The organism is Thalassotalea sp. Sam97, assembly GCF_041379765.1.
GTDB lineage: Bacteria > Pseudomonadota > Gammaproteobacteria > Enterobacterales > Alteromonadaceae > Thalassotalea_A > Thalassotalea_A maritima.
In genome coordinates, this window is the sequence record NZ_CP166919.1 from 1,549,515 (window position 1) to 1,565,732 (window position 16,218).

The 16,218-nt window shown below is 43.2% G+C and carries 10 protein-coding genes; 7 read left to right on the top strand and 3 right to left on the bottom strand.

The window, feature by feature from the left end:
* Window positions 1-120 precede the first annotated feature (120 nt).
* Entirely contained in the window at window positions 121-951 is an 831-nt protein-coding gene (locus tag ACAX20_RS06845; RefSeq protein WP_371189429.1) for an alpha/beta hydrolase, read from the top strand.
* A gap of 130 nt (window positions 952-1,081) precedes the next feature.
* Here ACAX20_RS06845 and ACAX20_RS06850 read toward each other — a convergent pair whose 3' ends face one another.
* A complete protein-coding gene (locus tag ACAX20_RS06850; RefSeq protein WP_371189431.1) occupies window positions 1,082-1,789 on the bottom strand; it encodes a transcriptional regulator NanR in 708 nt (235 codons plus the stop codon).
* Window positions 1,790-1,983: 194 nt separating this feature from the next.
* Entirely contained in the window at window positions 1,984-2,637 is a 654-nt protein-coding gene (locus ACAX20_RS06855) for a DUF2982 domain-containing protein (protein ID WP_371189432.1), read from the bottom strand.
* Window positions 2,638-2,798: 161 nt separating this feature from the next.
* Between ACAX20_RS06855 and ACAX20_RS06860 the strand changes: the two genes are divergently transcribed.
* From ACAX20_RS06860 to ACAX20_RS06885, 6 genes are all read left to right on the top strand, one after another.
* A complete protein-coding gene (locus ACAX20_RS06860; protein WP_371189433.1) occupies window positions 2,799-3,131 on the top strand; it encodes a DUF4870 domain-containing protein in 333 nt (110 codons plus the stop codon).
* 218 nt (window positions 3,132-3,349) lie between these two features.
* Window positions 3,350-6,811 carry an exodeoxyribonuclease V subunit gamma gene (gene recC / locus ACAX20_RS06865; protein ID WP_371189435.1) on the top strand — a complete coding sequence of 1,154 codons (3,462 nt, stop codon included), beginning with the start codon at window positions 3,350-3,352 and terminating at the stop codon, window positions 6,809-6,811.
* Between the two features lie 2 nt (window positions 6,812-6,813).
* On the top strand, window positions 6,814-10,566 hold the full coding sequence (gene recB / locus ACAX20_RS06870; protein ID WP_371189436.1) for an exodeoxyribonuclease V subunit beta: 3,753 nt from the start codon (window positions 6,814-6,816) through the stop codon (window positions 10,564-10,566).
* On the top strand, window positions 10,563-12,545 hold the full coding sequence (recD, locus tag ACAX20_RS06875; protein WP_371189437.1) for an exodeoxyribonuclease V subunit alpha: 1,983 nt from the start codon (window positions 10,563-10,565) through the stop codon (window positions 12,543-12,545). Before recB ends, recD begins: the two co-directional genes overlap by 4 nt.
* 4 nt (window positions 12,546-12,549) lie before the next feature.
* A complete protein-coding gene (locus ACAX20_RS06880; RefSeq protein ID WP_371189439.1) occupies window positions 12,550-13,059 on the top strand; it encodes a DUF3087 family protein in 510 nt (169 codons plus the stop codon).
* A 251-nt stretch (window positions 13,060-13,310) separates the two neighbouring features.
* Entirely contained in the window at window positions 13,311-15,497 is a 2,187-nt protein-coding gene (locus ACAX20_RS06885) for a winged helix-turn-helix domain-containing protein (protein WP_371189440.1), read from the top strand.
* A 133-nt stretch (window positions 15,498-15,630) separates the two neighbouring features.
* On the opposite strand, the gene ACAX20_RS06890 is transcribed toward ACAX20_RS06885, so the two are convergent.
* Window positions 15,631-16,017 (bottom strand): DUF3718 domain-containing protein, encoded by a 387-nt coding sequence (locus tag ACAX20_RS06890; RefSeq protein WP_371189441.1) that lies wholly within the window; start codon window positions 16,015-16,017, stop codon window positions 15,631-15,633.
* Window positions 16,018-16,218 lie beyond the last annotated feature (201 nt).

A 16,218-nucleotide genomic window follows, 5' to 3' on the forward strand; every position in this document is an offset into this window, starting at 1 on the left:
CGTAAGCGACGAAGGTGAATTATGCCGTGAGTATATGGCGCTTGACCTCGGCGTTGCTGCAATGTTAATAACGTTGTTATAGGGGCTCATTTTGAGCGTGGCATTATGACGAGATCGGCTGTGGATAACGAGACAAACGACATAAAATTGACAACGCTCAGTCAGGCACCGATGACATACACGCACCAAGAACGTGAGTATGTTTCTGATATTTGGGGCACTAAGGTCGTCACAAATGTGTCTCAACCGACATTAGAAACCTACCGGCCTAGCGCATCACAGCAAACAGATACGGCAGTTATTATCGCACCTGGTGGTGGGCTATACGCGCAAAGTATTGAAAGTGAAGGTAGAGATGTTGCTCATTGGCTGAATCGAAAAGGCATCACCGCGTTTGTTTTACGCTATCGTTTAATGCCAACGTCGTACGACGGCGTCGCTGATCTTGAAGTTGATTGGCAAGCAGACTATCAGCAATCTGTAGCTAAAGCGAAGTTAACGTTACCTTATGCGGTTGATGATGCATTAACAGCAATGGAATATGTAAGGACTAGGGCAAGCAAGTATGGTATCAATCCGAGCAAAATTGGTCTAATGGGTTTCTCTGCCGGGGGCAGTGTTGCGTTAGGTGCAAGTTATCGATACCAGAGCAATTCAAAACCTGATTTTGTAGTGCCTGTTTACCCGTGGATCGACGTTGTTAATATTGAACAACCCAAAGCCGATGCTCCCCCTATGATCATTGTTTGTGCCACCGATGATAGTCTTGGCTTAGCAAAGGGTGCTCTTAATTTATACAACTCTTATCTTGCAGCCGAAAAACATGTCGCTTTACATATGTATGATGAAGGAGGTCATGGATTTGGTATGAACAAACAAGGTTTGCCATCAGATACTTGGATAGAAAGGGTTTATGATTGGCTCGTTGCCGAAAACTGGGTTGGTAATTAGTGACAATTCCTTTAACACGCTACTGAGTTCCCGACTAAATTGTTGCAGGGGGCATTAACTGTTGCGTCAATGGCAATAAAAAAGGACCTGGCGAAGCAGATCCTCATTGGTATTGTCTTATGATGCTGAATTATTCTGCGTAATACTTATCGAATACGTATTTAATATGCTGAGTCAGTGCTTTATCTGCTGCTTGCACATCATGCGCTTTGATGGCCTCGAAAATGGCTTTATGATCAGCGTAACTTTTTTCATTAAGTTCTAAATTATTTTGTGTACTTGGTCTTGAGTCGATAACCCAGTCAACCAATGCCTGATGAACAGCAACAAATATTGGGTTGTTTGGAATCGATGCAATAACACGATGAAAGTAAATATCGGTTTTCTTAAATTGGTTATCGTTATCTAAGGCCTTTTTATTGCGCTCAAGGGCTTGTTCTAATTCGGCTATTTGCTCATCAGTGGCATTTTCGGCAGCGTATCGTACTAAACTTGATTCAAAAAACGTCCGTAACTGATCAAAATATTTTAATCCATTAGGCTGTGCTAGGAAGTCTTTTGATAAGCCGGATAGCTCTGAGATAATCGTGTCGGCAGACGGGCGAGTTACTCGAGTTCTTTCACCTGAACTGATCTTGACTAAGCCTTTACGTTGTAGTGCTGACAGCGCATCACGTATAGAAGGGCGGCCAACGCCAAAGGCAGTCATAAGGTCACGCTCTGAAGGCAATGCTTCACCTTCAGAAAGCTCACCTTGCCTGATCATCATTTCCAGCTCTTCTTCGACTGTTTCAGATAATTTTTTTCTTACAACTGGTTTTTTAATTGATATGCTCATGATATCCATCCTTCTATCACCCTATTGAGCTATTATACCAGTGCAATTGTATTTGTGTAGTAAAAATTTCAATGTGGGTAAATTTTCTATACCAGCATTATGCATTAATCGTGTTTACGCTCGTCGCAAGCATATACGGTGCAATGGCAATGATCCGACACAGCGGTGAATTCGCTAAAGCAGCCATTTAGCGACTAATAATCGTGCCGATATGCTGTACAGCGCTTAAGCAAACTAATAAACGCCATTAGATCGCGGTCGAAACTGTCGGCAGGTAGATAAACATGATAGCCGTACGCCTGTTGTAAGTGTTGGCTGCGATGCAGAAACGCAGCAATTGGTCCACGGTACAAGTGTTTGCCTTTAAAGGGCTCAAAATTTATCACAGCTTTGTCTAAGCTGAGTTGTTTGTATTTTACGGCGATTGCGGCCAAATCTTTTTGTTCATGCAGCAGTTTGTTGGCAAGGCGCGGTGTGATCCCTTCACCAAGGCAATCAATATCTGTTAGTTTTAAGCCAACGTACGGCAGTTGAATATTATCCTGTGCAATTTTCACCTGATTAATATCGAGAATATCATTCCAACTAAGTTTAATATGCCCCCACGGGTGGTTACATTGAAATATGTCGGGGGTTAATATGTAGCTTGCTTTGGGCTGAAACTTTTTAACGAATCCAACGACAATAATGACAATCGCGGCGAGCTTAAGCCCCATTATCGGAAATCGATATTGCTCGTTGATGACCCAACCGATCATGATAGCGACTAACAGTAATACAGTGCCAATAACCATTAAGAATCGATGATGACGTCTTGATAATGGGTATATTTCAATGCGTGGCTTCATCTGTGGTTTACTTAACATTAACAATGTGTTTATCTTGTCAGAACACTTGCTTTTTGGCTAATTTTTTCCATAGTTATAGTCAATCGTAGTGCACCGATATATTGATGTTTTCAATGATATATCAGTGATAATGTCGTTTCTGTTAGGTTCTAGGAGGGAATATGTCGCAAGATCAGCTCAACGATAGTTTGTTCAAGTTAGATAGTCGCACGATTTCCTTGATCAGCTACTTAACCATTTTTGGCTGGGTAGTGGCATTGGTTTTACATGGTAATAACCCATCTCGATTAGCGGCTTTTCATTTACGCCAGTCATTAGGTGTTTTACTGACATGGGTGGTACTTAGTTTTATCCCTGTTATCGGCTGGTTATTGGCGTTACCTGTGCTGTATTTATGGGCGTGCGGTATTTATTACGCATTTACCGAGCAAAAACATGTGGTGCCAGTGTTAGGCGACTTTTATCAACAAAGTTTTAAAACCCTAATCGATTAAGTTTATTTTCTTGGGTGTTTATGCAAATATCCATTTTTACGGTTATTTGCATTCCATATTCTTCTTTAGCAACCTCAAACTCGTTAATACTCCCTTACCTGAACGTGACTCTGGTGACGAAGTCTACAAACGGACTCTTTGCCACGCTTTACCCTAGAGTATTTACCAATAGTGTGATTAAATCGTGATAATTCGATAGGACTTATCCGGAGTTGATTTTGATCTACATATACCCGGCAAACCGCATGGAAGATTTGCTCACCCTGTTTGCCAACATCCGCCAATTTAAACCGCTACCGATACTGCAAAAAGAAGTGGTTGTGGTGCAAAGCCAAGGTTTACAGCATTGGCTGAATATGGAATTGGCTAAGGTCAATAAGATCAGCATGAACTGCGAGTTTGTCCTCCCCGCCCAGTATTTGTGGAAAATGCTGCGCACGTTGTGCCAGGACGAGTTTCCTGAGCAAACACCCTATGCTCGAGAAGTCTTGGCGTGGCGAATAGACGCTCTATTACAGCAACAAGAGGTGCTAGATGATCCTCGTTGTGACGCTGCAACGGCATATTGGCGTAATCAACAAGGTAATGATGCATTAAAACGATTTCAGCTCGCAGTAAAGTTAGCGGATTTGTACGAACAATACCTTATTTATCGCCCTGAGTGGTTAACGCAATGGCAAAACAACCACCCAGCACAGGTAGATGATGCAACCTTGGGATTTCGTACAACCGAGCAGTGGCAAAGTGCTATCTGGCAACATTTACAACAGCAAAGTCGTTATGACGTCGAACAATTGCTGCAGTTAGCGATAGCCAATATCGCCGAGCTAAAACATCTATTACCCTCACGTATTTCCTTGTTTGGCATTAACGCCTTAGCGCCTATGTGGCTGAAGTTTTTGAATATGCTGGCAGAGCATATTGATGTTCATATATTTCACTTAAATCCGTGTTATGAATATTGGGGTGATGTTGCCACCGATAAGATGAAGGTAAAGAAAGCCTATTTGCATAAAATTGGTCAATGGCCAACAGATATTGAGGCCACCGTCGATGTGAATCCATTGCTAGCGAACTTGGGTCAACAAGGGCGAGAGTTTTTAAGTTTGCTGCATGACTTTGACAACATTGAAATTCCTCTTTACGACGAGTTATATGAGGAAAATCAGCAGGATCTCAGCGAGCAAAACACCCCGAATGTGTTAACCTGTATTCAAAAAGATATCCTCACTTTAACGGATCGTCGTCAACAACCCATCATTCAACACGATGATTCTATTGTTATCACCAGTGCACATAGTGCACTTCGTGAAGTACAGGGCTTACATGATTACTTATTGCACCTGTTTAATGACAACCCAACATTAACGCCAAAAGATGTCATTGTTATGTGTCCTGAAGTGGAACAATATGCGCCGTATATTGATTCAGTATTTGTGCGCGGTTGGGAGGACATTGGCGACAATGTTCCTCCGCTGCCATGTTCAATCGCAGATAGGATCAGTAAGGAAAGTGAACCACTGGTGTCGGCATTTAGCCAATTGTTAACCTTACCTGATAGCCGCTACAGTGCCACGTTCATCATTGATATGTTGCGTTTACAACATGTTCAATTGCAATTTGGTTTTTCTGAATCCGATGTCGATTTGATTATTGGATGGCTTGATATTGCCAACATTTATTGGGGGCTTGATGGCGATCATAAAGCATCTATCCTTGGGGCGACAGAGCAAACGGATTCGTTTACATGGCAACAAGGATTAACCAAGTTGTTGCATGGATTTGCTTATGCCGACGAAGATACCTTACGTGGCAATAGCATTTGCTTGCAAAATGTAGAAGGCAACGACGCCATCGTCCTTGGCAAATTGATGCTGTTTATTGAGCAACTACAACGTGCACGCCAGTTATTTAGTGGCGCACATTCACCAAAAGAATGGCATCGGATCTTATCTGAACAAGTACAACGTTTATTTGCTCGCACCGATAATGATAATGGTTTGTTGATCATCGAACACGCGCTTGAACAGCTTTACGAATACAGTGAAGAGGCCAAATATCAACAAGCGGTTGATATTCGTATCATCAGAGATTTTGCCAATCATCATTTTTCACAGCCTGATCCTGGGCGCCAGTTTATGATAGGGCAAATCACCTTTTGTTCAATGATGCCGATGCGTTCGATTCCATTTAAAGTGGTTGCTGTACTGGGTCTTAACGATGGTGAATATCCACGACAACGTACACCGGTAGGCTTTGATTTAATGGCACAGGCGAAAGCAAAAGCTGGCGACAGATCACGTCGAGGTGACGATCGTTACCTATTTTTAGAGGCGTTGATAAGCGCTCGACAATACTTTTATGTAAGCTATCAAGGTAAAGACGTAAAAAACAATAATGATCGTCAACCATCGGTGGTGTTAACTGAATTGCTCGATTACTTGCAATACGGCTATGGTTGGCGTGTTGATCAAGCATCGCCTAAAGGGCACTTGCGACAGTTGCCGTTACAGGCATTCAGTGTCGATAATTATCGGTCAGATAATCGTTTCGCCAGTTTTGATGGTAACTGGTTGCGCTTGTTGCAAAGCGATGTGCACGTGCACAATGGCGAATCTACGACATTAGAGGATAATGGTATTGAAGCGTCGTTAGTCGAAGACGGTGTCGATATATCGGCATTGATCGCCTTTTATCAGCACCCAAGCCAATATTACGCTCGTCATCAGCTTAAGTTGTTTTTCCAAGATAACAACAATTTAATTAACGATGTCGAGCCGTTTCAAAATAACGCATTACAGCGCTATAAATACTGTCAAGGGGTGCTAGACATCGCCCTTAATCACCCTCACAGCGATGTTGTAACACAGCAGCAAAAAACGTCAAAGGTTGATGAGTTTACTCGTTATAGCTTACTTTCTGGTGATCTTGCTGATGATCAGCGAAGCATTGATGATACGCACATGTGGCAACAACAAATGTTAGCGTTTGGGCAGTCCATTAACCAACATATCCAAGCCGTTGCTGAGCAAGCGATGACGTTAGAGCAACAGCAATCGATGGCAATGACAACGACCGTCAACGTCCCAGATGTTGGTCATATCGACTTAACAGGTGACGTGCAATGGCTCGATGCACACGACAAATATATCGTGGTAGCCTATCGCCATGCCAGTGTTAAAGGAAAGGACTTGATTGCCTTGTATTTACGTCATTTGTATGCGTGTGCCGTCGCGTCAGCCAAGCCCGTCTATACGTTCGGCTATTTCTTTAAACAAAGTAAAGATGGTGATGAGCAAGTGGAGATCGTTCAATTCGCACCGACGATCAACTGTACTGAGCGATTAACCCATTTATTGACCTTATTCGCCAAGGGGCAAAAAACGCCATTGTTATTAAACCCAAACATCGCTGCAGATTACATGCTTAAAAAAGGCGAATACACCGATACCGTACCAGCCCAATCAAAGTTTATTAATGATTGGGTAGGTAATGATTTTGGCTATGGTAGCGGGTATAGCAAGGATGTGTACATCAACTATTTTTGGCCGCAGTGTCCAGACATTGACGAGGTATGGCCATTATTGGATGAGGTTTATAGCCCATTATTTAAGGATGTGCGTATGCAAACCATTGCCTTAGCGGAATGTAGCTTTAGCCCTTGGCAAGCTGGAGAGTAACGATGACTGAAAATTTAACTGCCGAGCGCATAGATTTAACTGGCTCGCATTTAATTGAGGCAAGTGCAGGAACGGGGAAAACGTTTAATATTACTCGTATCTATTTGCGTATGCTGCTCGAGCGTCAACTCTCGGTTGAGCAAATTTTGGTGATGACCTTTACCAAAGCGGCGACAGAGGAGATCCGCGGCCGGATTGATGCGTTTTTGCGTGATACCTTGCAACATTGGGATGTTTACACCGCGGATGAAGGCAACCCGTATTTTTACCACCTTGGCCAGGTGGTTGAGCGCGCTTACGCCATTGTTGCCATTAAGCATGCGCTAATTAACCTAGATCAGGCAGCGATATACACCATTCACGGCTTTTGCTCTCGTATATTGAGTGAGCAAGCTTTTGCTTCAGGTGTCAATTTTTCCAGTCAAATGGAAACCGATGACAGCTCGCTATACATTCAGGCGTGCCAAGATCACTATCGCTTATTACAGCATAACAATGAAGCGACTTTTCAAAAACTGGTGCAGTTGTGGCCAACCCCGGAAGACTTTAGTCAGCAGTTTTCCGCTGTCCTGCGCTCTAACATCGAAACCCGTGTCGATACCAAGGCATCGGTGATCAGTCAAATTATTGCTCTGGCAGAGCAAGGCTACCGACAATTACTTGACAACGAAGTCCTACTTGCACGTCATCTCATTGACAACAAATCGGGAAAAACACATAAAGACCGGATTGCAGAATGGCAGCACTTGCTGTCGTTTTGCCAATCGCTTAAGGCTTTTAATCAGCAATATAAGCGACAATTACAAGCCAATGATATCAACGACACCCTGTTGCAAGACTTTGCGCAGTTACTGTCGGAAAAAGCGAATTTTAATTTTGTTTCAACCGGCCGTTTCGGTAAAGACAAAGCCATTAAAGCGACGCTCAATGCGGCGGTGAGTTATTGTCATGCACTTGAAAAACACGTTAAGGCGTTTGCTAAATTACAGCAAAGTGTTGCCAGTTATGAAGTCTTACTTGATGCCATAACGGATATCAAAGCGAAAGTTCTCGACAGTAAAGAGCAATTAATGTTGTTAGGTTTTGATGATTTAATTGTGCAATTACAGCAAGCTCTTATGAATGAACGCCAGTTGCCACAAAAGCCATTAACTCAGGCGTTACAACAGCAATACCCCGTTGCCTTAGTGGATGAATTCCAGGATACCGATGCGCAACAGTTTAGCATTCTCAGCGATGTTTATATTCGTTATATAGACGATGACAACGCTCTAGCTTTGTATTTAATTGGCGATCCTAAACAGGCCATATATGGCTTCCGTGGCGGCGATATTTTTACCTATTTAAAAGCCGCTGATGTTGTTAATAAACGCTGGTTTATGGACACCAATTGGCGCAGCAGTGCCGCCATGGTTAATGCTTATAATCATTTATTTTATGGCGGTGATATCAATCAAGACTATGCACAGGTGTTCGGTTACGGCATTGATTATCAACCGGTATTGGCATCGCCAAAGGCAAGCGAGAGTTGTTTGCTTGATGATGTGGATAGCCCAAGCGCTACGAATATGCGCCAAGCCGCGATGCGGTTTGTGCAATTAGATGATGAACAAGACTACCATTCTCGGGGCAAGGCGAAAGCCGATTTTCGCCAACACCTTGCATCATGGTGTGCAGCAGAAATAACTCGTTTACTGACCACCGCACGCATCAAAAAGGGTGAGCAACAAGCATCGTTAAGCGCCGCTGATATCGCAGTTTTAGTTCGTGATGGTACGGAAGCTAAGGACATACAACAGGCATTAAATGATGCAAATATAGCCAGTGTTTATAAGTCGCAACGTGATAACTTATTCCATTCATTAGAAGCGAGTGACGCCATAAGCGTATTAAAGGCGATCATCAATTGTCGAGATGACAAGCAATTTGTCGCCGCGTTAGCGACTTGCTACTTTGGTTTTGATAGCATTATGCTAACCCGCGTCAATGATGATGAAGCGTATTACGAACAAGTAAAATCTTGGTTTTTCGAGCTTCATCAATTGTGGATGCGCCGTGGCTTTATGGCCATGGCCCTCAAATTACTGCATGACTATTACCCTCGTCACAAGCAGGCCAATGAACGCCAGTTAACCAATATGTTGCACTTGTTTGAGGTACTGCAATCAGCATCACAAACTCGCAAACAACCACAACAGTTATTGGCCTATTTAATTGAGCAGTGCCACAATCCATTTGCCGAAGTGGCTGAGCTGCGCTTAGAAAGTGATGCAAACTTAGTGCAGATTGTCACGCAACATGGCTCAAAAGGTCTCGAATATCCGGTGGTGTTTGTTCCGTTTAGTTCGCGCCACAAAGATCCAAGTAAACAAGGCACGACAACCAAAAAAGTTATTAAATATCATGATGATGATAACCAACTGGCATTACACATCGGTGATAACAAACAGTATTTGCAACGCATGGTCGATGAATCTTACGCAGAAGATATTCGTCTTTTATACGTTGCCATAACCCGTGCTGAGCATTTGTGTTATCTGCCAGTCGCGCAATTTGCGGATTATCACAAATCACCTATCGGTCACGTCTTAAAAATGCAGCAAGGGCAAGATTTTGCGCAAACCATTACCCAGTTAGCGGCGAATTGTCCTGAGGATATGTGTTATCAACGCGTTTCATCGCAGCCTGCTGCGCCGTTACCTGTTCAAGGCGACGGCGATGTGTCGTATCAAGTGCAACATTTTTCTGGACGAATAGAGCGTGACTGGTGGCTTAGCTCGTTTTCGGCATTGACTCGTAATTTACGTCATAGTGGTCGGCAACAAAAAGATCGCGATCAATTAGATGGCAATGACACCGATTCGCAACAGGCCAGTGATGCGATTCGATTCACCTTCCCCAAAGGCGCACAAAGCGGCAATTTATTGCATGATGTACTAGAGCACAGCGACTTTGCTCAGCCTAACTGGTCAAAAGTCGCCGATTTTCGGTTACAAAAACTTGCCAACCTAACCGATGGTTTTAAGTTATCGTCGTTTTATGCTTGGCTCGACAGTATCGTTGCGGCGCCATTTAATCAACAGGGCTTGTCATTATCACAACTACCGTATAGCAATACGTTACGTGAGGCAGAATTTTATTTTCCAATGGAGCAGGTCAATTTAGCTGAACTCAACTTTATATTGACTGAATTTCGAACCTCGCTTGGTCATAAAAATACGCAACTTAAAACATTGAGTTTACCTGAACACCGAGCCTTACAGGGGATGATGCACGGCTTTATTGATCTGATTTTTAAGGACAATGCATCAGATTGTTATTATGTAGCAGATTATAAATCCAGTTATTTAGGCGATAGCATGGCAGATTACACGCCAACAAAACTTTCTGAGCATGTGATAACACATGCTTATGATCTACAGTTTTTGATTTATGCCCTCGCGTTACATCGCTATCTGCAAGAGCGTATGAGTGATTATCAGTTTGCGCAGCATTTTGGTGGCGTATATTACTTTTACCTGCGTGGCATGAGTGACCGTAATCTAGACACTCAAGGCATATTTTATCATCCATTGTCGGCAACCTTGCTTGATAGCCTTAATGCGGTGTTTTCTGGGCATTCATTGTCGGCACAACAAAAACAGTTGTTAGTCGAGGATTTTCAACGATTAGCCACAAGCCGACAATGGCAACCACTGGACGGTGATAATGAGCAACAAAGGCCGCTAATGGATAATAATATGGTGTCAAAATGAATGTAGATAGTAACTCAAATAGCACTCCAAAAAACACCCATGCTGATAACAACACCGTTAGGGCCGACGCAGGTTTGGCGATGCCGTATCGTGATTTTTATCATGCTCGGGAGACGCTTGCCGATATTGAGCCAATAGACTACTTTTTAGCCGCATCCATTATTGATGATATACAAAGAGGTTTGTCAGTAGCGAATGAGCAGACCATCGATGCCTTTACATCGGCTCAGTGTCGGCAATTATGTCACTTATTGATGGCACTTAGTCAGCACCAACGATTTGGCCACAGTTGCCTGCCACTAGCAGATGTGGCACAACAACAATGGTTTGACACTTATCAGAGTGCCAATACTGGCCAATTAGACGACGAGCAAGCATCGTTAGGCTTTCGTTTTGCGGATATCGACACGTTACAGCAACTTTGTCAGCGACTGTTTGGCACTGATCATGAGCAAGCCTTGGTGGTTTTTGAGCATCAAGCACTGTATTTACGTCGTTATTGGCATTTTGAATGTGAAGTTGCTGAGTTTATAAAACACCATGTGAATGTCGCAACGCATATTGATGCAACGCAGCAGAAAGCTATTATCGATACCTTATTTGCCTCGCATTGCGACTCTAGTGTTGATATTGATTGGCAGAAATTAAGTGTAGCCAATGCTTTGAATAGAGCACTGGTGGTCATTGCTGGTGGACCGGGAACAGGCAAAACCTATACGGTTACCAAGCTCTTGCTAGCCTTATTGATGCAGCAATCTGATTTGCATATCGCTATGGTCGCACCAACCGGTAAAGCGGCGCAGCGTTTGAGTGAGTCGATTATCAAAGCAACCGATGATTTGCAAAAACAAAGTGACTTGCCCGCAGATCTGCTAGCGAAGATGCCTCGCCAAGCCTCGACCATTCACCGATTACTGGGTGTACAGCATCAATCACCTAACTTTAAGCATAACCAAAACAATCCGTTATCTTGTGATGTACTGCTGATTGACGAAGTCTCTATGGTTGATTTGGCGATGATGGCTCGAATTTTTAGAGCATTAAAAGCGAATACTAAACTCATTATGCTAGGCGATGCCAACCAATTGCCGTCGGTTGCTACCGGCAGTGTACTTGCTGATATCGCGCCTTTTGGGGAAACCCGTTTAAGTGGCAGTAATGCGGCGCATCTTGAGCAGTTGATCTCAAAATCGTTGCAGCCATATTGCCAAAAACCAGCAATAGATTATCTCACTTACCTTACTCTAAGCCGTCGTTTTAAAAGTGACGGTGGCATCGGTCAACTGGCCAAGTATGTGATCCAATCGCAAGCCGATAAAGCATGGTCATTACTGACTAATGGCGAAGATGAGGAACTGGCGCTTGAGCAAAAGCAGGATTTAGTGACGTTTGTGCGCCGTTTGACAGAGCGCTATTATCAGCCTATTCAACAGTCCGGTGATTTAGATGAAGCATTTCGACGACTCGATGCATTTCGATTTTTAACGCCGACACGCCAAGGAGAGCAGGGGGTCGAAGCGATTAACGTCTTGGTTGAACAACACCTAGTGCAGAAAAAACTGATCCTCGACCCGCAAAAGCCCTATCATGGAAAGCCGATAATGATCAGTGAAAACCATTATGCGAGTGGCTTATTCAATGGGGATATTGGTATCATTTGGCAAGATGAGACAAAACGGTTAGCCGCCTATTTTGTTGAAGAGCAAGGCTATAAAAAAGTGTCACTATCCCGCTTACCAGCGTATGAAACCGTTTATGCGATGACCATTCATAAAACTCAAGGTTCAGAGTTTAATCATGTGGCTATGTTTGTTGACGATCCCTATGGTCGTTTGTTGTCGCGCGAGTTATTATACACCGGTATCACTCGTGCCAAAAAGCACCTTGTTGTGTACGCAAAACAATCCACGTTTGAGCAAGCCGTTGGTCGCCAAGTCCGTCGTGCGTCTCGTCTGAGTACAAGATTATTAAGCAACTAATATTATGCAGTTAAAAAATATCAATAAAACCCGCTATCGCCGTCATTTAAACTATGTCATTGCTGCTTTCGTGATTAGCTTTGCGTTACTGGCATTGCTCTTTGGGCAACTACTTATCACTTTGTTCTCTGAACCACGAGCAGACAACTTTATCTTCAATGCAACAGGTGTTGGACTTGCATTAGTTTTGGTACTGTCATTGATAAATCTGTGTAAGCAACATCCATTTATGTATGAGGTGTACTATGTCTGGCGCTTAAAACAGCAGATTAACCAGATTTATCGTCAACTAAAACACGTTAAGCACGCAGCGTTTGCAGAGCATAATCGAGATGCGCTCGTGTGCTTATGCTTTTACTATCAAGCCTGTCATCAATTATACCAGCTTGATGATAATACCATTACGCTATCGTCGTTGAATAAAGAAGAGCAACACTTACTGGACTTTATAGTTCGCCACCATTTGACTGTTGATGTGACGGACTTTAAACCGCAATTAGTAAATTTTCGATAACGGTTAACTTACAATAAGTTAGACAAGGTTGATTTTATTGTTGCAAGCTTTGGTTACATTTTCTGGCGAGTAGTTAAGGCAATATTTCGGTAAATCCCTTGGTTCAGCGCTAAACTTAAGGTTATTGCGCGTGTTGTGTCGAGTCGATGGTAACATCTCAATCGGCTCGAGAAACACTTAAGCGCGCGACCAATATGTCATCTCAGCATCTTGGTTTGTGTTCACCTTAGCGTGATTATTAGGGGCTGTTTGTGCAATCGAACGAAACGCGTTTAGTTCTTGATAAATGGGTTATACATAGTGATATGTCATCAATTCAACGTGGTGACGAGGTTGTTCATTTAGAGCCTAAGGTCATGGAAGTCCTCGTGTATCTAATGAACAACGCCAATCGCGTGATCTCTCGTGAAGAACTAACCCAAAACGTTTGGCAGTCAAAGTATACATCTGATGAAGTGATCACCAGAGCCATCTCTGTATTGCGAAAAAAACTGGGTGATACCGGCAAGGTCCATAAGTACATCAAAACCATCCCCAAGCACGGTTACATTTTAGAACTCCCCGATGATGTCACCAATACATCAGAAGAATCAGCTCAGAATAAAAATACAACGCGGCGAGGGATATTGCGAAAATTTATTTGGGTGTTGTCCGCGATGGTGTTGGTGATGGTGATCATCATTGCCATTCTGAGCCATAAGCTAATCAACGTGCAAAGCAACGCACATCAGCGCTATCAATTTAAGGTGGATCAATTTCGCTCGATAGATAACCGTCCCGATACCGCTATGGTTGCTCAAGTTCTGTCTGAGCGATTAATTACCACATTGAGTAATTCAGAAGCGGCCAATGTGGTGGTTGAGCATGATCTGTTGCTTAACGAGGAAACCCAGAGTATCGATTTTATTTTTCGAGGAGGGGTACAGTGGTTGGCAGACGAATACAAAGTGACAGTGCAGTTTATTGATGGAAAAAGTGGCGATATCTTATGGACTCAAGGATTTGCTGGTGCCAGTCAAGAATGGAACGAATTAGTTAACAATATTGCTCAGACGATAGAGTACTTCGTTACGGTTGCCGCGCAGGACGAACTCGACTTGCGCGACTTGTCGTTAAAACGTTTGCAGGCGGCTATCATAGTTCATCAGGCCCGGGAACTAAGGCAAATAAATACCCCTGAAAACGCTCAGCTTGTTATCAATTTGCTTGAAAATGCTCACTTTTCATACCCCGATGAAGCCTCGATTGCTGCTGAGTTATTGTGGTCTTATCTGCAATTTGTCGGCGATAGGCAACCGCATTTGGATAAGCAACGCATTGAGCAATTATTTAACAAACTCGAAGCCGACGCATTGAATGAGCCTATGTATATTGCCGCTCAGGCGTTATACGCTTATCAAGTTAATACGCTGACATTAGAACAAGCTATTAGTGCGCTACAACAAGCAATACGCAACCATACAGACAGTAGTGAGCTGAAAACACACCTTGCTCGACTGTATCGAGTGAACGGGCGTTACGAGCTGGCGATGCAACAGCTAACTGAGGTGATGATAAATAAACCGGACTACTCTTTGGCCAAGGTGCAGTGGGCGAAAATACAAAGCCAACAAGGGAATCATCAGCTAGCCATTGATGCGTTGCAGGAATTTATTAAACGCCACCCTGATGACTTTTCAATAAATCACTTGTTGGTGGATTTGTACATGGGTACGGGACAGTTTACGGTTGCGCTGCAACACTTGGCGAAACTTGATGGTAGTCATTGGCACCGTGAATTTCAGCATAGGATGGCCGATAGTTATTACTTTCTCAATCAACCACAATACACCATTGATTATTACCAAAATCTCGATGTTGGTGATTCCGCTGTGATGGTTGCACAACGAAACTGTTTGTTATCAATATTACAACAACATTGGCAACAGGCGCTGAGTATATGCAAACAAGTAGCAACGGATAACAACCCCCGAGGTCGTTTTCATTATGCCCGAGTGCTCATGCTCACCGGTAACTTTGTACAATCGGTTAATGAATATCGAGCGGCATTTAAGTTGGTTAGTGAACAACAATATCGATACAGTAGAGACTTGCTGCTTGAGCAAATTGATTATGTATTTACGTTAGCGCAAGCGGGGTTAAACGATGAGGCTGTTCAGGTTGCCACCCCCATACTTGACGATATTGGTAGCAAAAATCGGCTAGGCTATCTAGGTTATGGCATCGCTGATGTTATTCTTTTATATGCGTTACAACAGCCTAAAAATGCCGAGCAAGCGTTTGATGAAGCACTGTCACAAGGCTGGCTGCATTGGTATAACTGGCGCTACGGCGGTCCTCATCCTGTGCTAAGCCAGCTGACCACCGATGTACGCTATTTACTTTGGCAGCAACAGGTTGATGAGGCTCTTTTGCAACAACTTAAGATCTTAAAGTGAATTAGACAGCTAAGGAGATATTGGCATCGGTTTGTGGCGTTGTCTAAAATGCGATATGTCTCGTTTCTTATATCATAAAAAACCACCAGAGTTACTGGTGGTTTGTGTTATTGCGAGCAAAATCAGGCAGTGATTAAAAGTTGACGTAGAATTTTTCATTGGCATTTAAAGCTACATCTTCAATACTCACGTCACCAAGTGACTCATTAAGTCGCTCTGCCGTTTTATAAGCACCATTGTTTGCGGCGAAATCGGCAATATTTTCACCATTACATACCACCTTCATTGCAACAGTTTTGGTTTTCATGCGGTAGCTGTCTACCGTATCACTGAATCGAATCGTATTGTTTGATAGCGATGATTTACATACGTCGATAAGAGCGGTTTCCATGTAAGGTGACATCGGACTACCAGCGGAACTTGAGCCGCCGCCGTGTGCTTGCACTGTCGTGCTATAAAGTGCGGTTGATAATAACACTGCGGTTAATGCAGCGGTAGTTGGTAGTGTCATAATTTTCATTGTCAGTTTTCCTTTTCAATATCCTGCTAGCTATTGATGCGTTGCGTTGCATTGACAACGAACGAGGCATACTCAAACGTCGCAGTCATGTGTTGGCTATCACGTATCAGTAGCGCGTTGACGCGCTGTTAAACGCTAGTGTTAGAGCACTTGTTTCCTTAATCATTACATGAGTCATTACATTGTTTCCCTTGTTGCCTT